19 protein-coding genes are annotated in these 22,290 nt (G+C 72.2%); 9 read left to right on the forward strand and 10 right to left on the reverse strand.

Features of this window, described 5'->3' with window-relative positions; all coding sequences use genetic code 11:
• Positions 1-101: 101 nt before the first annotated feature.
• Both CBZ_RS02630 and CBZ_RS02635 read right to left on the reverse strand, forming a co-directional pair.
• Positions 102-1,193 carry an inositol-3-phosphate synthase gene (locus CBZ_RS02630; protein ID WP_130780055.1) on the reverse strand — a complete coding sequence of 364 codons (1,092 nt, stop codon included), beginning with the start codon at positions 1,191-1,193 and terminating at the stop codon, positions 102-104.
• Positions 1,190-1,846 carry a PadR family transcriptional regulator gene (locus tag CBZ_RS02635; RefSeq protein ID WP_130780056.1) on the reverse strand — a complete coding sequence of 219 codons (657 nt, stop codon included), beginning with the start codon at positions 1,844-1,846 and terminating at the stop codon, positions 1,190-1,192. The genes CBZ_RS02630 and CBZ_RS02635 overlap by 4 nt, the downstream gene beginning before the upstream one ends.
• Positions 1,847-2,235: 389 nt before the next feature.
• Here CBZ_RS02635 and CBZ_RS02640 point away from each other — a divergent pair, with 389 nt between their 5' ends.
• The 7 genes from CBZ_RS02640 (at position 2,236) to CBZ_RS02670 (ending at position 8,170) form a co-directional block, all read left to right on the forward strand.
• Positions 2,236-4,737, forward strand: a complete 2,502-nt coding sequence (locus CBZ_RS02640; protein ID WP_130780057.1) for a transglycosylase domain-containing protein — start codon at positions 2,236-2,238, stop codon at positions 4,735-4,737.
• Between the two features lie 180 nt (positions 4,738-4,917).
• Entirely contained in the window at positions 4,918-5,211 is a 294-nt protein-coding gene (gene rpsF, locus CBZ_RS02645) for a 30S ribosomal protein S6 (protein WP_130780058.1), read from the forward strand.
• Positions 5,212-5,286: 75 nt separating this feature from the next.
• The gene (locus CBZ_RS02650) at positions 5,287-5,826 is read left to right on the forward strand and encodes a single-stranded DNA-binding protein (protein WP_130780059.1); all 540 of its coding nucleotides are present in this window, start codon (positions 5,287-5,289) and stop codon (positions 5,824-5,826) included.
• Between the two features lie 80 nt (positions 5,827-5,906).
• Complete coding sequence (gene rpsR, locus CBZ_RS02655) at positions 5,907-6,143, forward strand: 30S ribosomal protein S18 (RefSeq protein WP_013772910.1); 237 nt, start codon at positions 5,907-5,909, stop codon at positions 6,141-6,143.
• A gap of 15 nt (positions 6,144-6,158) precedes the next feature.
• Positions 6,159-6,608, forward strand: a complete 450-nt coding sequence (gene rplI / locus CBZ_RS02660) for a 50S ribosomal protein L9 (protein ID WP_130780060.1) — start codon at positions 6,159-6,161, stop codon at positions 6,606-6,608.
• Positions 6,609-6,938: 330 nt separating this feature from the next.
• On the forward strand, positions 6,939-7,559 hold the full coding sequence (locus CBZ_RS02665) for a ClpP family protease (protein WP_130780061.1): 621 nt from the start codon (positions 6,939-6,941) through the stop codon (positions 7,557-7,559).
• Positions 7,559-8,170 carry a ClpP family protease gene (locus CBZ_RS02670; protein WP_130780062.1) on the forward strand — a complete coding sequence of 204 codons (612 nt, stop codon included), beginning with the start codon at positions 7,559-7,561 and terminating at the stop codon, positions 8,168-8,170. Before CBZ_RS02665 ends, CBZ_RS02670 begins: the two co-directional genes overlap by 1 nt.
• A 78-nt stretch (positions 8,171-8,248) precedes the next feature.
• Here CBZ_RS02670 and CBZ_RS22075 read toward each other — a convergent pair whose 3' ends face one another.
• Both CBZ_RS22075 and CBZ_RS02680 read right to left on the reverse strand, forming a co-directional pair.
• Complete coding sequence (locus CBZ_RS22075; RefSeq protein ID WP_130780063.1) at positions 8,249-8,830, reverse strand: helix-turn-helix domain-containing protein; 582 nt, start codon at positions 8,828-8,830, stop codon at positions 8,249-8,251.
• A 198-nt stretch (positions 8,831-9,028) separates the two neighbouring features.
• Positions 9,029-10,390, reverse strand: a complete 1,362-nt coding sequence (locus tag CBZ_RS02680; RefSeq protein WP_130780071.1) for an MATE family efflux transporter — start codon at positions 10,388-10,390, stop codon at positions 9,029-9,031.
• Between the two features lie 278 nt (positions 10,391-10,668).
• On the opposite strand from CBZ_RS02680, the gene CBZ_RS02685 reads away from it, so the two are divergent.
• Positions 10,669-14,544 carry a replicative DNA helicase gene (locus CBZ_RS02685; RefSeq protein ID WP_130780064.1) on the forward strand — a complete coding sequence of 1,292 codons (3,876 nt, stop codon included), beginning with the start codon at positions 10,669-10,671 and terminating at the stop codon, positions 14,542-14,544.
• Positions 14,545-14,668: 124 nt separating this feature from the next.
• Positions 14,669-15,427: a class I SAM-dependent methyltransferase gene (locus CBZ_RS02690; RefSeq protein WP_130780065.1), complete on the forward strand. Its 759-nt coding sequence runs from the start codon at positions 14,669-14,671 to the stop codon at positions 15,425-15,427.
• Between the two features lie 206 nt (positions 15,428-15,633).
• Here the strand turns inward: CBZ_RS02690 and CBZ_RS02695 are convergent, their stop codons facing one another.
• The 6 genes from CBZ_RS02695 to CBZ_RS02720 all read right to left on the reverse strand — a co-directional run.
• Positions 15,634-16,908, reverse strand: coding sequence for a nucleotide sugar dehydrogenase (locus CBZ_RS02695; RefSeq protein WP_130780066.1), 1,275 nt, complete (start codon positions 16,906-16,908; stop codon positions 15,634-15,636).
• The gene (locus CBZ_RS02700) at positions 16,905-18,113 is read right to left on the reverse strand and encodes an acyl-CoA dehydrogenase family protein (protein WP_130780067.1); all 1,209 of its coding nucleotides are present in this window, start codon (positions 18,111-18,113) and stop codon (positions 16,905-16,907) included. Before CBZ_RS02700 ends, CBZ_RS02695 begins: the two co-directional genes overlap by 4 nt.
• The gene (locus tag CBZ_RS02705) at positions 18,110-19,990 is read right to left on the reverse strand and encodes an MFS transporter (protein ID WP_165446617.1); all 1,881 of its coding nucleotides are present in this window, start codon (positions 19,988-19,990) and stop codon (positions 18,110-18,112) included. Before CBZ_RS02705 ends, CBZ_RS02700 begins: the two co-directional genes overlap by 4 nt.
• Positions 19,987-20,811: a class I fructose-bisphosphate aldolase gene (locus CBZ_RS02710; RefSeq protein WP_130780069.1), complete on the reverse strand. Its 825-nt coding sequence runs from the start codon at positions 20,809-20,811 to the stop codon at positions 19,987-19,989. The genes CBZ_RS02705 and CBZ_RS02710 overlap by 4 nt, the downstream gene beginning before the upstream one ends.
• 15 nt (positions 20,812-20,826) lie before the next feature.
• Positions 20,827-21,867: a zinc-dependent alcohol dehydrogenase gene (locus tag CBZ_RS02715; RefSeq protein WP_165446618.1), complete on the reverse strand. Its 1,041-nt coding sequence runs from the start codon at positions 21,865-21,867 to the stop codon at positions 20,827-20,829.
• Positions 21,864-22,290, reverse strand: a 427-nt coding sequence (locus CBZ_RS02720; RefSeq protein WP_165446619.1) for a 5-deoxy-glucuronate isomerase, incomplete at its 5' end; no start/stop codon positions are given. The genes CBZ_RS02715 and CBZ_RS02720, both read right to left, overlap by 4 nt.

A 22,290-nucleotide genomic window follows, 5' to 3' on the forward strand; every position in this document is an offset into this window, starting at 1 on the left:
ATCAGCGCTCGTTCCTGTGGTCGCGCTGGTCTTGCGCTCCACTACGGCCGAGAGGGCCGGTGCTGACGCACCGACCCTCTCAACCTGCGTTGCGCTCCAGATCAGCGCTCGTTCTCGCCCGCGATGAAGGCCTCCAGCTGGGCGCGGCCCAGGGTGTCCTCCATCTGGACCGGCGGCGACTTCATGAAGTACGTCGACGCGGACAGGATCGGGCCGCCGACGCCGCGGTCCTTGGCGATCTTCGCGGCGCGCAGGGCGTCGATGATGATGCCGGCCGAGTTCGGGGAGTCCCACACCTCGAGCTTGTACTCGAGGTTCAGGGGGACCTCGCCGAACGCGCGGCCCTCGAGGCGGACGTACGCCCACTTGCGGTCGTCGAGCCACGCGACGTAGTCCGACGGGCCGATGTGGACGTTGCGGTCCTCCTTCTTGCCACCGAGCGGGCCGGTGAGGTTGGAGGTGACGGCCTGCGTCTTCGAGACCTTCTTGGACTCCAGGCGCTCGCGCTCGAGCATGTTCTTGAAGTCCATGTTGCCGCCGACGTTGAGCTGGTACGTGCGGTCCAGGACGACGCCGCGGTCCTCGAAGAGCTTCGCGAGGACGCGGTGCGTGATGGTCGCGCCGACCTGCGACTTGATGTCGTCGCCGACGATCGGGACGCCGGCGGCCTGGAACTTCGCGGCCCACTCGGGGTCGGACGCGATGAAGACGGGCAGGGCGTTGACGAACGCGACGTTCGCGTCGATGGCGGCCTGCGCGTAGAACTTCGCGGCGGCCTCCGACCCGACGGGCAGGTAGCAGATGAGGACGTCGACGCGGGCCTCGCGCAGGGCGGCGACGATGTCGACCGGCTCCGCGTCCGACTCCTCGATGGTCTGGGAGTAGTACTTGCCCAGGCCGTCGAGCGTGTGGCCGCGCTGGACCGTGACACCGGTCGGCGGGACGTCGGCGATCTTGATGGTGTTGTTCTCCGAGGCGACGATCGCCTCCGAGAGGTCGAAGCCGACCTTCTTCGCGTCGACGTCGAACGCCGCGACGAACTCGATGTCACGCACGTGGTAGTCACCGAACTGCACGTGCATGAGACCGGGGACGGTCCCGTTCGGGTCGGCGTCGGCGTAGTAGTGCACGCCCTGGACCAGCGACGCGGCGCAGTTGCCGACGCCGACGATGGCGACGCGGATGGAGGTCATCCTCGCTCCTTCTCGGTGGTGTTCGCCGTGTCGACGGAGTCGGACGGCACAGCGGGGGAGTCGGCTCCGGCCGGGCGGCCGGTGCCTGCGGTACGCGCGCGACGGTGGCCGCGCTCGTTGTCGATGAGCCCGTCGAGCCAGCGGACCTCACGCTCGACCTGTTCGAGGCCGTGCCGCTGGAGCTCGAGGGTGTACTCGTCCATGCGCTCGCGGGTGCGGGCGAAGGACAGCCGGATCGTCTCGAGCCGCTCGGTGAGGCGGGTGCGCCTGCCCTCGAGGATCCGGAGACGGGTCTCGGCGTCGGTCTGCCCGAAGAAGGCGAACCGGACGTCGAAGTTCTCGTCCTCCCAGCTGGACGGCCCGGACGACGCGAGCACCTGCTGGAGGTGCTCCTTGCCGTCGGCGGTGAGCTGGTAGACGATCCGTGCGCGCTTGCTGGCGACGGCGTGCCCGGTGCCGGGCGTCGACTCGGTGCCGACGATCCAGCCGCGGTCGACGAGCGACTTGAGGCACGGGTAGAGCGAGCCGTAGGACAGCGCGCGGAACGAGCCGAGCACCAGGTTGAGGCGCTTGCGCAGCTCGTACCCGTGCATGGGGGACTCGTGCAGGAGCCCGAGGATGGCGGGCTCGAGGACGTCGGAACGACCGCGCACAGCGCCACCTCCTTCGGGCCTTTGGTACGGTCCGCTGCACGGCTGGCGCGGACGAATCGGACGACGGCCGGACGACGTCGTCGCGGCGATGTATCAACTCGATACATCTGGAGACTATGTCGAGTCGATGCCTCGGGACAAGTCCGTCCGCTCCGGCGACCCGTCCCGGCGCAGGTCGGTGACGCGGGCCACAGACCCCTCGTCGCTCGCGGGGGACGCCCGAGGAGCACGTGCCGATCGTGTGAAGGCTCTCGCGAGAGGCCCGTCAAGAGCCTGGGCGGGCACAGGGGCCTCCCCCATACTGGGCACCGCGGCAGACGTGCGCCCGGATGCGGCCCCTCGCCCCGGACGCCGCACCGCTGACTTGTCGTCGTCAGGAAGGCATCGCCTTGGCAGGCTCGAACCGGCGCGCCACGCCCCCCCGGTCGCGACGCGGTACCCGCGCACGTCCGGCGTCGCGCGCCACCGCCGGCACCGCCGCGGCCTCCGCCGGGACCGCCCGCAAGCGCCGGTTCTTCGACTACCCGCGCTCCGGCTACCACGGCCTGCACCGCTGGCTGCCGTCGTGGCGGTTCGTGCTCGGCACCTTCCTCACGTTCTTCTTCCTGTGCCTCGGCGGCGCCGTCGCGGCGTACAACTCCGTGAAGGTCCCCGACGCGAACGACGAGAACAAGGCGCAGACGACGACCGTCTACTACGCCGCCGACCCTGGTGACCCCGACGGCAAGGGCGAGGTCATGGGCACGTTCTCGATGCAGAACCGCAAGCTCGTCGGGTACGACACGCTGCCCCCCTACGTCGGCCAGGCCGTCGCCGCCGCCGAGGACAAGACCTTCTTCACGAACTCGGGCGTCGACCCGGTCGGCATGGCGCGCGCGCTCTACATCAACATCACGCAGGGCAAGAAGCAGGGTGGCTCGACGCTCACCCAGCAGTACGTCGAGCGCTACTACTTCTCGACCACCACCGACTACGTCGGCAAGGCCCGCGAGGCGATCCTCGCCGTCAAGCTCGGGCGGGAGCTCGACAAGGAGCAGATCCTCGAGCGGTACCTCAACACCATCTACTTCGGCCGCAACACCTACGGCATCCAGACGGCCGCGCAGGCGTACTTCCACAAGGACGCGGCCGCGCTGACCGTCGAGGAGTCCGCGCTGCTCGCCGGCATCATCCCGTCGCCCAACAAGTGGGACCCGGCGGTCGCGCCGGACAAGGCCGAGGCGCGCTGGAACATCGTGCTCGACGCGATGGTCGAGATGGGCTGGGTCAAGCAGGCCGACCGCGCCGCGATGGTGTTCCCGCAGTGGTTCCCGTACGAGCGCACCAACGACAAGGTCGGGCCCAACGGGCTGCTGCTCCAGATGGTCCGCGACGAGCTCCAGCAGAAGCCCCTCGCCCTCAGCGACGAGAAGATCGACCGCGGCGGCTACCAGGTCTACACGACCATCCAGAAGCCGCTGCAGGACCAGGCGGTCGCCACGGCCACCGCGTTCCGCACCGGCACGCTCGAGGGGATGGACGGGGCCACGCCGAACGCCCGCACCAAGATCTCGATCTCGTCCGTCGACCCGCTGACCGGCGGCATCGTCGCGCTGTACGGCGGACCCAACGACGAGACCGACCAGATCAACCGCGCCGCGTGGGACAAGATCCAGGGCGGCTCGACGTTCAAGCCGTTCACGCTGATCGGCGCGCTGGAGGACGGCATCAGCCTGACGACCCGCTACGACGGGCAGTCGCCGCAGCGGTTCCCCGAGTGGGAGGGCGGGACGAAGGACGTCAAGAACTTCGGCCTCGGCAAGGGTGGGCAGTTCGGCAACATCGACCTCGTCGACGCCACGGCCGACTCGGTGAACACCGTCTACGCGCAGCTCAACATCGAGATCGGCGCGGCGAAGACGGCCGAGGTCGCCGAACGGGCGGGGATCAGCACGACGATCGACCCCGCCAACGTCTCGAACGTGCTCGGCACCGACATCGTGCACCCCCTCGACATGGCGAGCGCCTACGCGACGATCGCGAACCAGGGTCGGCACATCCCGGCCCACATCGTCGCGAAGGTCGACAACTGGGATGGCTCCACCGCGTTCACGTTCGACACCGGCGGTGAGCAGGCGTTCGCGTCCGACGTCATGGCGGACACCGCCTTCGCGATGCAGCAGGTCGTCGAGAAGGGCTCGGGCAAGGACTGGGTCAAGCCGCTCGGCCGCCCGATCGCCGGCAAGACCGGCACCACGCAGGAGAACAAGGCGTCGTGGTTCGTCGGCTTCACGCCGAACATCGCGACGGCCGTGTCGATGAGCCAGGTCGGCGAGGACGGCAAGTCCCAGGAGACGATCCAGGCGTTCGGCAAGGACAAGCGCGGCCGCACCATCGAGTACATCACCGGTGGTACGTGGCCCTCGTTCCTGTGGGCCGCGTACATGGGCCAGGCGTTCACGCTGCCGCAGTACGCGGACGTGCTGGAGTTCCCGGCCCGCGCGAACGTCGGCGGCAAGCCCACGCCGACGCCGACCGTCTCGGAGTCGCCCACGGAGGCCCCCGTCGAGGAGGCGCCGCCGGCGCCGGCGAACGTGTCGGTGCCGAACGTCGAGGGCAAGCTCGAGGCCGACGCGACCGCGACCCTCGACGCCGCCGGCCTCACGATCGCCGTCGTCAACGAGTCGTCCGACACCGTGACGACCGGCCGCGTCATCCGCATGGAGCCGAAGGCCGGCGCCGAGGTCCCGGCCGGGACGGCGATCACGATCGTCGTGTCGACCGGACCCAAGCCGCAGCCGACCCAGCCGCCCGCGACCCAGCCACCCGCACCGCAACCGACCGCCACGGCGGGCGCGGGCGCCGGGGGAGCCGGCGCCGGAGCGGGTGCCGGGGGCGGTAACGGCGGCTAGCACGTCCAGGCCACCGGCCTGTCGACCCGCGATTTCTGCGGGCGCCGACGGGCCGGTAGGCTTGGTCCTTGCTGTGCCCACGCACGTCCGCCGCCGATCGGCGGGAAGCGTGAGCACAGCGACGCACAGAACCCTCCTGTCACGGAACGACCGTGACCGCTGAGACCAGAGGAGGTGGGTATGAGCCTGCGTCAGTACGAACTCATGATCATCCTCGACCCCGAGATCGAGGAGCGCACCGTCGCCCCGTCGCTCGACAAGTACCTGTCGGTCGTCAAGACCGACGGTGGCACGGTCGACAAGGTGGACATCTGGGGCCGTCGTCGCCTCGCGTACGACATCAAGAAGAAGTCCGAGGGCATCTACGCCGTCGTCGACTTCACCGCGGAGCCCGCGACCGCCAAGGAGCTCGACCGTCAGCTCGGCCTCAACGAGGTCGTCCTGCGGACCAAGGTCCTGCGCGCCGACGCGTGACTGTCGGACTCCGCGCGTACCGTGCGGAGTCTTTCTGCGGACCCACCCGACTGATCGAACGAGCGAGGAGCTGGCATGGCTGGTGAGACCACCATCACGGTGATCGGGAACCTCACAGGGGACCCCGAGCTGCGCTTCACCCCCTCGGGGGCTGCGGTCGCGAACTTCACCGTCGCGTCGACGCCCCGCACGTTCGACCGCCAGAGCAACGAGTGGAAGGACGGCGACACGCTGTTCCTGCGCTGCTCCATCTGGCGGGAGGCGGCCGAGTCGGTCGCCGAGTCGCTCACCAAGGGCACCCGTGTCATCGTCACCGGCCGCCTCGTGCAGCGCTCCTACGAGACCCGTGAGGGCGAGAAGCGCACCGTGTACGAGCTGCAGGTCGACGAGGTCGGCCCCTCGCTGCGCTACGCGACGGCCAAGGTCACCCGGACCCAGCGTTCGGGCGGCGGCGGCTTCAGCGGCGGTGGCGGGGGTGGCGGCTTCGGCGGCGGCTCCGGCTCCGGTGGCGGCGGCGGGTACGGCGGCTCCGGTGGTGGCGGCCAGCAGGACGACCCGTGGGCGACGCCCGCGGGTGGGTCCGGCGGCGGCTACTCCGACGAGCCCCCGTTCTGACCGGCGGGTCCGCGCACACCCCAGACATCCCCATCCCCGGGTCCGGCAAAACCCGGGGCTCCGAACGAAGGAGCACCACGATGGCCAAGGCCGTTGTCCGTAAGCCCAAGAAGAAGCAGAACCCCCTCAAGGCCGCGAAGATCGAGTCGGTCGACTACAAGGACACCGCGCTCCTGCGCAAGTTCATCTCCGACCGCGGGAAGATCCGCGCGCGTCGTGTGACGGGCGTGTCCGTGCAGGAGCAGCGCGCGATCGCCCGTGCCGTCAAGAACGCCCGCGAGATGGCCCTGCTGCCGTACTCGTCGTCGGCCCGCTGAGAAAGGAGACCTGACATGGCGAAGATCATCCTGACCCACGAGGTCACCGGCCTCGGTGCCCCCGGCGACGTCGTCGAGGTGAAGGACGGGTACGCCCGTAACTACCTCATCCCGCGCAGCCTGGCCACGCCGTGGACCAAGGGTGCCGAGAAGGACATCACCGCGATCCGCAAGGCCCGCAAGGCCCGCGAGATCGCGACGCTCGACGACGCGAAGGCCGTCCGCGACTCGCTGCAGTCGAAGCCGGTCGTCGTCACGGCGAAGGCCGGCGACGCCGGTCGCCTGTTCGGTGCGGTCACGACCGCCGAGATCGCGGACGCGGTCAAGGCGTCGGGCGCCCCGGCGATCGACAAGCGCAAGGTCGAGATCGGCCAGCCGATCAAGGCCCTCGGCGAGTACAAGGTGTCCGTCCGCCTGCACGCGGACGTCGCCGCCACGGTGACCGTCAAGGTCGTCGCCGGCTGACACCCGCCTGACGTACAGAGGCCCCTGGGACCACCTGGTCCCGGGGGCCTCTGTCGTTCCCGCCCGTCCGACTGGGCGTCGCCTCGCACGTCCCACGCCCGCTCCGCGGCTACTCGTCCCTCACACGTCTCCCGCCCGCTCCGCGGTGCTCGACCCCGTGATCGTGACCGCTGAGGGGCCGCGAGCGGTCCCCATGACGGGGTCGGCGCGTGGGTCGTGGGGTCGGCGTCTGCCTGCGGCGGATCTGCTCAGGGCAGAGGCAGGGGTCAGCGGCGTGGCGGCGGTGCGAACGTCGAAGGGCCGATGCACCACTCGCCCGAGGAGGCCCCGATGACCGTCACCGACCGCACCGCCGCACCACCCGCCCGACCGTTCGACGACGACCTCGCGACACGGCTGCTGCACCAGCGCATCGTCGTGCTCGGCCAGGAGGTCGACGACGCCGTCGCCAACCGCGTCTGCGCCCAGCTGCTGCTGCTGTCCGCCGAGGACCCGCGCCGCGACATCGCGCTCTACCTGAACTCACCGGGCGGGTCCGTCAGCGCCGCGCTCGCCATGTACGACACCATGCGGCTCATCCCGAACGACGTCGCGACGCTCGCCATGGGGCTCGCCGCGTCGGCCGCGCAGTTCCTGCTCAGCGCCGGGACGCCCGGCAAGCGGTTCGCGCTGCGGCACGCCCGGATTCTCATGCACCAGCCGTCCGGGGGCATCGGCGGCACCGCCGTCGACATCGCGATCCAGGCGCAGAACCTCGCGCACGTGAAGCGCACCATGCAGAGCCTCACCGCCGAGCACACCGGGCAGACCGTCGAGACCATCGAGCGCGACTCCGACCGTGACCGGTGGTTCACCGCGCAGGAGGCCCTCGAGTACGGGTTCGTCGACAAGGTCGTCGAGCACCTCGACGACGTCCGGCCCGACGGCGCGCTCCGGAAGGCGGGCCTGTGATGGCCGGCCAGTACTCGATCCCGTACGTCGTCGAGCAGCGGCCGACGGGGGAGCGGGCGTCCGACGTCTACTCGCGGCTGCTGTCCGACCGCATCGTGTTCCTCGGGACCGAGATCGACGACGGCGTCGCGAACGTCGTCATCGCGCAGCTCCTGCACCTGCAGTCGGAGAGCGCCGAGCTGCCCATCCACGTGTACGTGAACTCACCGGGCGGCTCGATCACCGCGCTCCTCGCCGTCTACGACACGATGCAGTACGTCCGCCCACCCGTCGCGACGTTCTGCCTGGGCCAGGCCGCGTCCGCCGCGGCGGTGCTGCTCGCCGCCGGGGCGCCCGGGCAGCGGCACGTCCTCGAGCACGCCCGGGTGCTGCTGCACCAGCCGTCCGGGGGTGCCGAGGGGACCGCCGCCGACCTGGAGATCCAGGCCGCCGAGATCCTGCGGCTGCGCGGGCAGGTCGAGGAGATCCTGTCGCGGCACACCGGGCAGAGCGTCGAACGGCTGCGCCGGGACACCGACCGAGACCTCATCCTCACGGCGCAGCAGGCCGTGGACTACCGGCTCGCGGACCGGGTGGTGACGACGCTGAAGGACGTGCCGGTCGCGGCGTGACGACGGTCGACGCCCGCCGGCCGCGCGGGGAGGTGGGCGTCGACTTGTCCTGCGTCCGGTCGGGTGCGCGACCGGGGGTCAGGCGGCGAGGAGGACGGCGTCGGACACGGTGCCGCGCGCGCCGCTTGTGCCGCGCGGACGGATCGCGGTGACCGTCGCGCCGGTCGTCGTGAGGTCGACGAGCGTCGGCCGTTCGGGCGCGTGCTCGTCGGCCAGGGCGGGGGTGCGACCGCGTCGGGGGTCGGCCAGGTCGACGACGACGCGCCCGTCGGCGCGGGCGAGCTCCGCGTGCGCGGCACCCACGAGGTCGACGAGCCGCAGGCCGAGCGCGCGGCAGACCGCGACCAGCACCTCGGACGAGGCCTCCTTGCGCCCGCGCTCGATCTCGGAGAGGTAGGCGACGGACACGCGGGCGTCGAGCGCGACGTCCCGCAGGGTGCGGCCCTGGTCTTCCCGTCGCTCGCGCAGGACCGCGCCGACGAGGCGCCGCAGGAGGGGCTCGACGCGATGCTCGGCGGGGCGCGGGCGACCGGGCGCGGCGAGGTGCTCGTGGCCGCGCGCGGGGAGGTGATCGTGGCCGGCCGCGGCTCGGTGCTCGACGCGACGGTCGGTCGACGGCGCGCTCGGCGGGAGCGGGCCGGCCGCGAGGTCGTGCGTCATGAGGTCTCCCGTCGTCGTGCGCCTGCCCGCCACGCTAGCCCCGCACCACGGCCGGTCGGGGGTGCGGGCCGTCTGCTGTCAGCGGACGGCCGCGTCGCCGCCGAGGTCGTGACTTCCGGTCGAGGTCGTGAGTCAGAGCCGACGACCTCGGCGCGAGCTCACGACCTCGACGCGAGCTGACGATCTCGCGCGCGGCGGTCAGGCGCCCGTGACCATCCACGCCGTGCCGCGGGCGCGCCAGCCGGTCGTGACGGCGCGGGCCAGCATGAACACGCCCGCGAACGCCGCCCACAGCCACGCGAGGCCGACCGCACCGTCGGGTGCCCAGGCGCGCACGGCCAGCGCGACGGGCACGTACGCGACGAGGGTCGCGACGCCCGCCCACGCGAGGAACCGGCCGTCGCCGGCGCCGATGAGGACGCCGTCGAGCACGAACACCCACCCCGCCATGGGCATGGTGACGGCGGTGACGACGAGGGCGACGACCGCGGCGTGCCGGACGGCGGGGTCGGGCGTGAAGAGGCCGACGTACAGCCACGACGCACCGCCGATGAGCAGGCCGAGGACGACGCCCGCCCCGACGCCCCACTGGAGGGTGCGGCGCAGCAGCGCGCGGGTGCGGGGGACGTCGCCGGCGCCGAGGGCGTGCCCGACGAGCGCCTGCGCGGCGATGGCGAGGGCGTCGAGCGCGAACGCGGCGAGCCCCCAGAGGGCGTTGACGACCTGGTGCCCGGCGAGGGCGGTCGACCCGAGGCCGGTCGCGACCCACACGGTGACGAGGATCGCGGCGCGCAGCGACAGGGTGCGGACGAGCAGGGGAGCGCCGGCGCGCGCGTTGGCCCAGAGCCCTGCGGCGTGCGGTGTCAGTCGTGAGCCGGCCGCGCGTGCGCCGCGCACGACGACGGCGCCGAGCACCGCGCCCATGGCGAGCTGCGTGAGCGCGGTGCCGAGCCCGGACCCGGCGATCCCGAGGTGCGCGCCGTAGACGAGCGCGACGTTGAGCACGGCGTTGACGACGGCCCCGGCGGTCGCGACGACGAGCGGGGTGCGGGTGTCCTGCAGTCCGCGCAGGGCCCCGGTCGACGCGAGGACGAGCAGCATCCCGGGCAGTCCGGGCGCGGACCAGCGCAGGTAGACGACGGCCTCGTGGGCGGTGTCGCCCGTCGCGCCGAGCGCTGCGATCACCCACGGGGCGGCGAGCCACGTCACGGCGGCGAGGGCGATCCCGAGGCCCAGGGCGAGCCACATGCCGTCGACGCCGACCTGCAGCGCGCCCTCCCGGTCGCCCGCACCGAGACGCCGGGCGACGGCCGCGGTCGTGGCGTATGCGAGGAAGACGCACAACCCCACGACGGTGACGAGGACCGTCGAGGCGAGCGACAGACCGGCCAGCGAGGCCGTCCCCAGGTGCCCGACGACGGCCGAGTCGACGAGGACGAAGAGGGGTTCGGCGACCAGTGCGCCGAGGGCCGGAACGGCGAGGGCCAGTATCTGCCGGTCCACGGCGGACGGGCGATGTCCGTCAGATGAAATCTCGCCCAACCTTTCTCGCGTCCACATGCGGTGTGGCGCGTTCTCGCTGGTCAGCACACTGACAGATCAGAAACTCATTCTCTGTCCACAGGACTGTCCACGGACTGTGCACAGTCACCAAGGCGCGGTCCACAGGTGGTCCACAGGCGTCGTCCACACACCCGTTTGGTACCCGCCCGACAGGGGCCTAACCTCGCGTGAGCATGGCAGGACCGGGCACGGTGGACGGTACGTGGACCGGGATTGTCGGCGGCCCCTGCTAGAACAGAAGTTCGAAATCTATCGGTACGGGGGTTGGGCGGCCAGTGAGCATCGAGGAGCTCGAGTACGGGGCACCGTCCGACACCGGACGGGGCAACGGGGGCTTCGACCGCACCCCGCCGCAGGACCTGGAGGCCGAGCGCTCGGTCCTCGGCGGCATGATGATCTCGAAGGACGCCATCGCCGACGTCATCGAGCAGATCAAGGGCACCGACTTCTACCGCCCCGCGCACGAGGCCGTCTACGACGCGATCCTCGACCTGTACGGCCGCGGCGAGCCCGCCGACGCGATCACCGTCGCCGACGAGCTGACCAAGCGCGGCGACATCCAGCGCATCGGCGGCGCGCCCTACCTGCACACCCTCATCTCCTCCGTGCCGACCGCCGCGAACGCCGGCTACTACGCGCGGATCGTGCGCGAGCGCGCCATCCTCCGCAAGCTCGTCGAGGCCGGCACGCGCATCGTCCAGCTCGGGTACGGCACCGACGGCGGCGACGTCGACGAGATCGTCAACAACGCGCAGGCCGAGGTCTACGCCGTCACCGAGCGACGCGCGTCCGAGGACTACCTGCCGCTGGGCGAGATCATCGGCGGCACGGTCGACGAGATCGAGGCCGCCGGCCACCGCGGCGAGGGCATGATCGGCGTCCCGACGGGGTTCTCCGACCTCGACCGTCTGACGAACGGCCTGCACCCGGGCCAGATGATCGTCGTCGCGGCCCGACCCGCCATCGGCAAGGCCCTCGCGCTCGACACCCCGCTCCCGACACCCACCGGCTGGACGACGATGGGCGAGGTCGCCGTCGGCGACTGGCTCCTCGCCGCCGACGGGACGCCCACGCAGGTCGTCGCCGCGACTCCGGCCATGACCGGCCGCCCCTGCTACCGCGTCACGTTCGACGACGGGACGACGATCGTCGCCGACGCCCAGCACGAGTGGGAGACCCGCACGCGCGCGGACCGCCGGCACCCCGGTGGCGGCACGCCGGGCATCTGGACGACGGAGGAGATCCACGACACCGTCCGCTGCGCGACCGCGGACGGTCGTGCGAACCACTCGGTCGACACGGCCGCCGCGCTCGACCTGCCCGATGCGGACCTGCTTGTCGACCCGTACGTCCTCGGGGTGTGGCTGGGCGACGGCCACACCGCGTCCGCCCGCTTCACCAGCGCTGACCCCGAGATCGCCATGCGTATCGAGGGCCGCGGGCTCGTCGCGCGCGCTGCGGCCGACCGCGGCGGTGCCGCCCGGCTCTACACGCTCCTCATGCCGCCGACCGTCGTCTCCGAGCGTGCGTGCGAGGTCTGCGGGACGACGTTCGTGCCCGCCCGCTCCCAGGTGAGGACGTGCGGCCGGTCGTGCGGCGGACGGGTCACGATGCTGTCGGCGCCGGTCCCCGTGCCGACGTGCCCGGACTGCGGCGTTCCGACGACCGGGCTCGCGCGCTGTCAGGACTGCCACGACCGGTACGGAACGGTGCAGGGACGTCTGCGCAGCCTCGCCGTGCTCGGCGACAAGCACATCCCTGCGGCCTACCTCCGGGCGAGCGAGGCCCAGCGTCGCGACCTGCTCGCCGGGCTGCTCGACACCGACGGCACGGTGAACCCGACCGGTAGCGTGCAGATCGCCCTCACGGACGCGCGTCTGGCGCTCGACGTCCGCGAGCTCGTGCACTCGCTCGGCTACCGGACGGGCTGGTCGACGAGGCGGGTCGCGGGTCGGGACGAGTCGCGCTCGACCTGCTTCACGCTGACCTTCACCACCGACGACGACGTGTTCGCGCTGGAGCGCAAGCGTCTCGTGCACAAGGAGCGTCGCCGTCCGTCGACCGCGCGGCTGACACAGCGGTTCATCGTGTCGGTCGAGCCGATCGAGTCAGTGCCGGTGCGGTGCGTCCAGATCGACCACGTCTCGCACCTGTACCTCGCCAGCCGGTCGATGGTCCCGACGCACAACTCGACGCTCGGTATCGACATCGTGCGTTCCGCGTCGATCAAGCACGGCATGACGTCCGTCGTGTTCTCGCTCGAGATGAGCCGCAACGAGATCACGATGCGTCTGCTGTCCGCCGAGGCGCGCGTGCACCTGCAGAAGATGCGCACCGGTCAGATGGGGGAGGACGACTGGGCGAAGGTCGCCGCCACCATGGGCAAGATCTCCGAGGCGCCGCTGTTCATCGACGACTCGCCGAACATGTCGCTCATGGAGATCCGCGCGAAGTCGCGGCGGCTCAAGCAGCGGCACGACCTCAAGCTTGTCATCATCGACTACCTGCAGCTCATGACGTCCGGCAAGCGCGTCGAGTCGCGTCAGCAGGAGGTCTCGGAGTTCTCGCGTGCGCTCAAGCTGCTCGCGAAGGAGCTCGAGGTCCCGGTCATCGCGATCTCGCAGCTGAACCGTGGTCCTGAGCAGCGCACCGACAAGAAGCCGCAGATGAGCGACCTGCGTGAGTCGGGCTGCCTCACCGAGGACACCCGGATCCTGCGCGCCGACACCGGGGCGGAGACGACGTTGGGCGAGCTCTTCGCGCTGGGTGCGAAGGACGTGCCGATCTGGGCGCTCGACGAGCGGCTGCAGTACGTCCGTCGGCACATGACGCACGTCTTCCCGACGGGCGTGAAGCCCGTCTACCGCCTCCGTCTCGCCTCCGGCAAGGAGGTCACGGCGACCGCGAACCACCCCTTCCTCACCTACGAGGGGTGGACGCCGCTCGGCGAGCTGGAGGTCGGCTCGCGCCTCGGCGTGCCGCGCCACGTGCCGGGACCGGAGCAGCGCGCCGCGTGGGACGACCGGCAGGTCGTCATGCTCGCGCACCTGCTCGGCGACGGGTCGTTCGTCAAGCGCCAGCCGGTCCGGTACGCCTCGGTCGACGAGGCCAACCTCGCGGCCGTGTCCGACGCCGCGGGAGCCTTCGGGATCACGCCGATCCGCGACGACTACGCGGCCGCCCGGGTCACGACGCTGCGCCTGCCCGCGCCGTACCGCCTGGCCCGCGGGAAGCGGAACCCGATCGCGGAGTGGCTCGACGACTTCGGGCTCTTCGGTGCGCGCAGCCACGAGAAGTTCGTGCCGACGTCGGTGTTCCACCTGCCCAAGGAGCAGATCGCGCTGTTCCTGCGGCACATCTGGGCCACGGACGGCTCGGTGACCGTGCGGGCCGACGGCCGCGGCGGCCGGATCTACTACGCCTCGACGTCACGCCGGCTCGTCGACGACCTGTCACGTCTGCTCCTGCGGTTCGGCATCTCCACGCGGGTCCGGACCGCCACCCCCAAGGCGGGTTACCGCCACGGGTACACGCTCGACATCTCCGGAGTCGACGACCAGCGCCGCTTCCTCCAGGAGATCGGCGTGCACGGTGCGCGTGGCCTGCAGGCCGAGCGCCTGCTGCAGATCGTGCGCGAGACGCGGGGCAACACCAACGTCGACACCGTGCCGCGCCAGGTGTGGGACGACGTCCGTGCGCTGCTCGTCGAGCAGGGCATGACGCACCGCGAGTTCGCCGCCGCCATCGGCACGCAGTTCTGCGGCTCGGCGCTCTGGAAGCGTGCGCCGTCCCGGCAGCGTCTCGGTCGCATCGCCGACGTCCTCGGCAGCGAGGACCTGGAGATCATGGCCGTCAACGACCTGCTGTGGGACGAGGTCGTCGCGATCGAGCCGCTCGGCGAGCAGCCGGTCTTCGACGCGACGGTGCTCGGCACCCACAACTTCATCGCGAACGGCATCGCGGTCCACAACAGCATCGAGCAGGACGCCGACATGGTGATCCTGCTGCACCGCGAGGACGCCTACGAGAAGGAGTCGCCGCGCGCGGGCGAGGCGGACCTGATCGTGGCCAAGCACCGAAACGGCCCGACCGACACGATCACCGTGGCATTCCAGGGGCACTACTCGCGCTTCGTCGACATGCAGGCCTGACTCGCTGCTTACGTGTCGAGGTGCAAGGTGCATTGACTATGGGAGCCTTCTCGTCTCACGACCCGACTCATCCTAGTTTGTCCCACTACTCGACGCGTCGTTCAGTCGTAGGAGGACTCGCTGCATGAGCGAACAGTTCTACTCGGACGCAAGGTTGTACGACCGGTTGTTCCCGGCCCGCGAGCCGGCGGTCGACTTCTACCGGGCTGAGGCCGACCGGCAGGGCGGGTCTGTCTTGGAACTCGGGTGTGGGACAGGCAACAAGCTGATCCCGATCGCGTCCGACGGGCATCGGTGCGTGGGCCTGGAGCTCTCGCCGGCCATGCTTGCCGAGGCTCAGCGCAAGGCGGACGAGCGCGGCGTGGAGCTGGACTGGGTGCAGGGCGACATGCGCGGGTTCGACCTGGGCCGAACGTTCGACCTCGTGATCATCGCCGCCAACTCGCTGCTCCATCTGCATGGGGCGTCGGACCTGGTCGACTGCTTCCGGTCGGTGCGGAGGCACCTGGCGCCAGGAGGGCGTCTCGTCTTCGACGTGTTCAACCCGAGCGCGCTGATGCTTGCGCACGCCGACGGCGTTCGACGGAGGCGCGAGGACCTGTCGTTCGTGGACCCCGATCGTGGCGTCGTGCACGTCGACGTCGCGGACACCTACGACGCGGCTGCGCAGGTCACTCGCGGGACGTGGCACTTCTCGACCGAGTCCGAGTCCGAGGCCGACGTCGTCGTCGTGCCGCTGGAGATCAGGAGCATCTTTCCCCAGGAGCTGCCGCTCCTGCTCTCACTGGGCGGGCTTCGGCTCGTCGAGCGATTCGGCGACTGGTCCGGTCGACCGTTCACCGGGGATGCCGCTGTCCAGCTCTGCGTCTGCGAGGCGGACTGAAGGACCAGACGACGGCCTTGATGGACGACGTAGGTTGCCCGCCGATCTCTCCGGATGGCCGCGGTCAAAGTGCGCCACCCGCGCGGTCGATCTGGGCTGGATCTCGACACGACGACGCCTGCCCCGGAAGCCGGTCGCGGACGAGGTGGACGGTGCCGGCGGGTCGCGGCGCGCTCCCGGGCCGCCGCACGCGCCCCCGCCAGTGCCTACAGCCGCACGACGGTCGGGCCGGTCAGGGTCCCGTGCGGGTCGAAGACCCGCCTGGCCGTCGACAGGGGCAGCGACCGGTAGACGGCATGCGGCTGGACCAGCACCGAGATGTCCGCCTTGGCGAGCTCCTGTTCCAGGTCCTCGGCGCGGTCTGCGGTCGCGTCGGGCCGGGTCCACGACGTCACGAACGGGTCGTGGTAGACGAGCTGGGCTCCGCGCCGGGCGAGCTCGGCCGCCAGGTCGTAGGCCGGCGACTCGCGGTCGTCCGCCACGTCGGGCTTGTAGGTGACCCCGAGGAGGAGCACGCGGGCGCCCCGGACGTCGACGCCGTCCTCGGTCAACGCCGCGGCGATCCGGTCCGCCACGTAGTCCGGCATGCCGTCGTTGACGGACTGCGCGGCCGAGATCATGCGGAAGTCCCTGTCGGTGGCCTGCCGGGTGAGCCACCTCAGGTAGTGCGGGTCGACGGGGATGCAGTGCCCGCCGACACCGGGTCCGGGCGAGAACGAGTGGAAGCCGAACGGCTTGGTGGCCGCGCAACGGATGACGTCCCACACGTCGATGGACAAGCGCTCGCAGACCTGGGCGAGCTCGTTGACCAGGGCGATGTTGACGTACCGGTAGGTGTTCTCCAGCAGCTTCGACATCTCCGCCTCGGGTATCCCGGCCGCGCGGACGACCTCGGACGCGATGCGCTCGTAGAGCGCGACCGCGCGGTCGGTGCAGCGTTCGGTGAGCCCCCCGACCACCTTCGGCGTGTTGCGCACGTGGAACCGCTCGTTGCCGGGGTCGATGCGCTCCGACGAGAACGCGAGGTGGAAGTCCCGGCCGGCGTGCAGCCCGCTCGCCTCGAGGGCGGGCTGCACGAGACCCTCGGTGGTGCCGGGGTACGACGTCGACTCGAGGACGACGAGCGTGCCTGGGCGCAGGTGGCGGGCGAGGCTGCGCGCCGCGCGCGCGATGCTGTCCGTGTCGGGGTCGCCGTGGGCGTCCAGCGGGGTCGGGACGCAGATCGCGACGACGTCGGCGTGCTCCGCGACGGAGAGGTCCTCGGTGAAGCGCAGGTTGCCGCCGGCGAGGAGCGTCGCCACGGTCGCGGAGGGGACGTCGTCGATGTGCGACTCGGCGCGGCGGAGCCGGGCGACGACGGTCGGGTCGATGTCGACACCGTCGACCCGCATGCCCGTCGACGCGGCGGCCGTCGCGAGCTGGAGCCCCACGTAGCCGAGCCCGACGACGACGAGGCGCTGGTCGCCGTCGACGGTGGTCACCGCGACCACAGCACGTCCGTCCCGAGGTCCTGGCCGAGGACCCAGCGCCCGACGCGTGCGACCGAGGCGTCGCGTGCGGGCTGACGGAGGTAGACGGTGAGGTCGCGGTGCAGCTGCTCGACCACCGACGGGCGGACGAACGACCTCGCGCCCAGTGCCTGCTCCACGAGTCGCAGGGTCTCGAGGGACGCGTGCTCGACCGACAGTCGCGTCATGCCGAGGTAGGCGGCGAACTCGTCGAGCCGTGCGGCGTCGCCGTCGCCGACGGTCGCCGCCGGGTCGAAGAGGGGACCGAGCGCCTCGGTGAGTGCGGCGGACCGGTCGAGCCAGAGCCGGCCGCCCTCGAGCAGGCGGGCGACCTCCGCGACGCGTCCGAGCTGCACCTCGTCGGTGTCGCGCCGTCCCGAGCGCAGCGCGGTCGCGAGCTCGACCAGGAGCTGCTCGGCGGCGCCGAGCTGGGCGGCGGCGTAGCGGGCCACGCCGGCGACGAGCCAGGGCTGGCGGTGGTAGTCCTCGGGCCCGCCGACCAGGCGGTCGGGTGCGACCGGGGTGCCGCCGAACGCGATGGTCCCGCTCACCGAGCCGCGCATGCCCATGACGTCCCACCAGGACGTGTCCGCCGTGACGGTCTCGTCGGTCGTGTCGACGAGGGAGAGCTGCCAGCCCCGGTCCTCGCCGTCGACGACGAGCGTCGCGCCGACGAGCGCGAGGGCGCACAGGCCTGTGCCCGACGCGAAGCTCTTGCCGCCGGTGAGCGTGTAGCCGCCGTCCGCCTGGGCCGTGAGCCTGGCCTTGTCGCGGGCGTCGTTCGTGTTCCACAGGCCGACCACGGCGTCCTGCTCGACGATCTCTCGCAGCATCGCCTCGGCGCCCGGACCTCCGAACGCCTCGATGACCTGGAGCGCGTTCGCGTGACCCTCCCAGATGCGCGCGGTCGAGAGCGACCCCGCGCCGAGCGTCCGCAGGACGTCGAGGTGGGCCCGCACGGCACCGGGCGTGCGGGGGTTGCCGAGGTCGGACCCGCCGAGCCTGACGGGAAGCGTTGCTCGCAGGAGGCCCGCGGACCGGAGGTCGGCGATCGCGTCCGGCGGGCGGACCGTGTCGGGTGCGCCGGAGCGGACCTCCTCGAGGGCGTTGCCGGCGATGTCGCGCGCGGACCGCACGAGGGTCGACCAGGTGAGATCGCGGTCGATGGCGATGGTCATCGGTTCTCCGTTCGGTGGCCGGCCGGCGTGGTGGACGCCCGCCGGAGGACGTCGATCTGGAACGAGTTGCCGTGGAGCGTGTGCCGGTGCCGTGAGACACGCTCGAACGCGGCGTTCGCGGCGAACGTGTCGTGCACCTCGGCGCCGAGCACCACGTGGTCGGGGTGGTCGTGGGTCCAGTGGACGAGCAGGAGGTCGGCACCGGGCCGCATGGCCGCGGCGACCGCCTCGGCGGTCCGGTGCAGGTCGTCGGGTGTGAGGTAGTACCCGACCTCGGACATCGCCACGAGGTCGTACGGTCCGCCCAGGTCCGTCCGGGGCGGCAGCACCACGCGTCGGACGGTCACGTCGGGCAGGTGCGCCAGCCGCTCGGTCGCCCGGGACACGGCGAGGGTCGACCCGTCGACGGCGACCACGGACCCGGCGACGCGCGCGATCTCCCGGGTGAGGGCTCCGACGCCGCAGCCCAGGTCCAGGGCCTGTCCGTAGCGCTCGCGCGGGAGCGCCGCGACGGCGAGCGCCGTCTTCTCGCGCTCGTAGTCCGACGTGAGTGTCGACCAGGGGTCGTCGGACCGGGCGTACGCCCGGTCGAAGTGCGCGAGCTCGACCGACCGGCGGCGGTCGCCACCGATCTCGGGCGGGTCGGCCGGGCGTGCCAGGACGATCCACGTGACGGCCGCGGTCAGCAGGAAGCACACGGCGAGGGCGAGGGCGACGGGGGCAGGCCCGGCCCACGTGACCAGGACGCCGCCGAGCGCGACGCCGACGGGCGGAGACGCCTGGGAGAGGAGGCGGTAGATGCTGTTGACCCGACCGAGCACCTCGTCGGGGATCAGGGTGACCCGGTGCGCGTACATGGTGGAGAAGTAGACGGGCACCATCAGCGCGAAGAGCAGCCACGACCCGACCAGGGGGGCGAGGCCCGACCCGGACGCAGCGACGGCGGTGCTCGCCCCCCAGGTGGCGGTCGCCAGGACCATGACCTGCCGGTGGTCGAGCCACCGGCGCAGCACGGGTGTGAGCGCCGCCCCGACGATGCCGCCGATGCCGCCGAGCGTGAACACGAGGGCGAGCCGCTCGGTGGTGAGGCCGTCCGCCTCGCCACGGGTCAGCAGGATGAGCTGGATCGGCGCGAGCAGCCCGCACACGACGAAGTTGAGCCCGGCCAACCAGCGCAGCTCCCGGTGCCGCACGAGGAAGGAGACGCCCGTGGCGAGCGCCCGGCGCACCGGCTCGGGCGTCGCCCCGGCTGCCCGCGGCTCCTGCAGGGGCCGACGGATGCCCAGCAGCAGGGCGATGCCGACCAGGAAGGTGAGCGAGTCCAGGCCGTAGGTGAAGGCGGCACCGTGCAGCTGCGTGCTGCCGAGTCCGAGCAGGATCCCGGCGACGAGCGGGCCGAGGAGCTGGGCCGCGGTGGCGCCGCCCTCCGCGAGCGACGCGGCCCGGGGAAGCTGCTCGGTGCTGACCACCCGCGGGAAGGCGGAGTTGTCCGCGACGTCGAAGTAGGTGAACGCGATCCCGCTGACGACCGACGCGACGACCAGGTGCCAGAGCTCGAGGGTCCCGACGTAGGCGGTGACCGCGACGGCGAGCAGCGCCGCGAACCGCACGGCGTCCGCGACGACCATCGTGGTGCGGCGGTCCCAGCGGTCCACCGAGACCCCGGCGTGCAGGCCGATGACGAGGTAGGGGATCTGCTGCGCGGCGAGGACGACGCCGGTCTGCGCAGGTGACCCGGTGATCCCCAGCACGAGCACGGGCAGGGCGAACGCGGTGACCGCGTTGCCGAGCTGCGAGGTCAGCTGGCCGACCCACAGCAGGACGAAGTCGCGGTTGCGGAAGAGGGCGGGTGCGGCGGCGGCCGCGGTCGTCGTCACGCGACCCCGTCGCGGGCCAGGGGGCGGGTCGCGGTCACGTCGCCGGCGACCGCGTGCCGGACCCGCACTGCGACGTCGTACGGGTCGTCCGCGCCCCAGATGCTCCGCCCGACGGCTGCGCCCGCGGCCCCCGCGGCGACGGCACGGGCGACGCGCTCGACCAGCGCACCGGTGCCGTCGGCCGTCCCGCCGGCGACGACGACCGGGACCGTGGTGGCCTCGACGCACCGGCGCACGAGCGCGTCGTCGTCGGGCAGCCCGGTCTTCACGAGATCGGCGCCGAGCTCCTCGGCCACCCGGCACGCGTGCACGTGGGCGTCGGCACCCGAGCGGGCGACGATGTCGGGCAGCGCGTAGACGGTGACGAGGACCGGGAGGCCCATCTGGTGCGCCTCCTCGGCGACACGGCTCACGACCTGGGCGTTCGCGAGCTCGCCCTCGGAACCGAGCTTGAACTCGGCGCACACGGCATCGGCACCGCTCGCCGCGGCCGCCTCGACGCTGCTGAGCAGCACGTGGTCGACCCCGCGGTCGAGGCGCCCGGTGACGCAGAGGATCAGACCGAGGTCACGGGTGTCGACGTCGAGGACGGCAGGCACCAGCCCCGGACGGAGCATGACGGCGTTGAACCCCGCCCGGCGGGCGACGTCCACGACGGCCGACGCCGACTCCAGACCGCCGCGCGGACCGAAGGTGATCGCGTGGTCCAGGGGGAGGATCGCGGTGCGACCGTCCGCGTCGAGGATCCGACGCAGGCGGAGCAGGTGGCCGGCAGCGGCGGGGGTGGGGCGCACGGAGGTGGTGCGGAGGATCGCGGGCATGGTTCCTTCCGGGGGTCAGGCGTGCGGTTCGACGACCAGGGAGACGCAGTCCGGGTCCCCCGAGACGTCGGGCGCACGGACGGCGTCGGCGAGGCCGAGGCGGTGGGTGAGGATGCCCTCGAGCGACACGTCGCCCGCGGCAAGGAGGTCGAGGGCGCGGCCGAACAGCCCGGGGCGGTAGTGGTAGCTCCCGACGACGTGCAGCCCGTCGTAGTGCAGGCGGTTGACAGGGACGGGGACGGTCGTCCCGGGCGGGTAGCCGCTGAACACGACGACGCGGGCGCCGGGTGCGGCGAGCCGGAACGCCGTGGCGAGCGCCGCGGGGTCACCCGACATCTCCAGCACGACGTCGGCCTGCGGCACCTCGTCGTCGTCGAGCGCGGCGAGGGCGTCGTCGAGGACGGCCTGCGCGCCGTGGCGCCGTGCGGCTGCGGCCCTCGCGGGTCGGCGTGCGACGCACGTGACGCGCGCACCCCGGCGGCGGCTGACCTGAACGGCGAGGAGCGCGAGCGGGCCGCTGCCCAGCACGACGACGTCGCTGCCACCGGCGACGCCTCCGCGGTCGGCGGCCTCCAGCACGCACGCGAGCAGCTCGGCATGGACCGCCTCCGCGAAGGTGAGGGTGTCGGGGACGACGGCGACGGCACAGCGGGAGGTGCGGACCAGCACCGTCTGCGCGAGGCCGCCGGGGCGCGGCGCCGCGGTGTGCGCGCAGACGGCCGGCACGCCGCGTCGACAGGCGTCGCAGGTCCCGCACGGTGGGTGCGGATCGACGACCACACGGTCGCCGGGGCGGGCGGGTGCGTCGTCCCCGGCGGCGGTCACGACCCCGGCGACGAGACTGCCGAGGACGCGCGGCGGGGCGATCCGGGGGTGGCCGACCGTCACCGCACGGCGCAGTGCCGCCCCGAAGTGGGCGGCGTGCACGTCGAGGACCAGGTCACCGGGCTGCTCCACCTCGGGCCGCGGCACGTCGACGAGGCGCAGCGGCTCGCCCAGGGCGGCCCACTCGACCGCGCGGACGGTCGCGAGCCCGAGGCCCGGGGGCGCCGTCACCGACGCTCCTCGACCCACGCGTGCCGCTCGTCGGTCCGGAACCGCGCGACGGGCTCCTGCCCCCACAGCGCCCACAGGTAGTAGAGCTCGTGCCCTCCCGCGCATGCGAAGGAGTGGAACCCGACGACGTCGTCCACGACGTCGCCGTCGTGCAGCACGCGCGCGGACTCGGACCGCGCGTCGTCCGGGTAGTCGAGCAGCACCGCGAACCCGCTCGGCGGCTCGACCCGGACGTGGAAGACCTCGGCGTGGTGCGTCTCGCGCGGGCCGTCGTCCAGCGCGTGCCGGTGCGGAGGGAAGCTGGACCAGACACCGCCACGGCTGAACGTCTCGCCGACCACGAGGTGCGGGCCGGGGCCGTCGCCGGCGGTGACGACGTCGTGCACCTCGCGCGCCCAGTGGCCCGTGCCGCGGTGCTCGACG

This window comes from Cellulomonas biazotea, assembly GCF_004306155.1.
GTDB lineage: Bacteria > Actinomycetota > Actinomycetes > Actinomycetales > Cellulomonadaceae > Cellulomonas > Cellulomonas biazotea.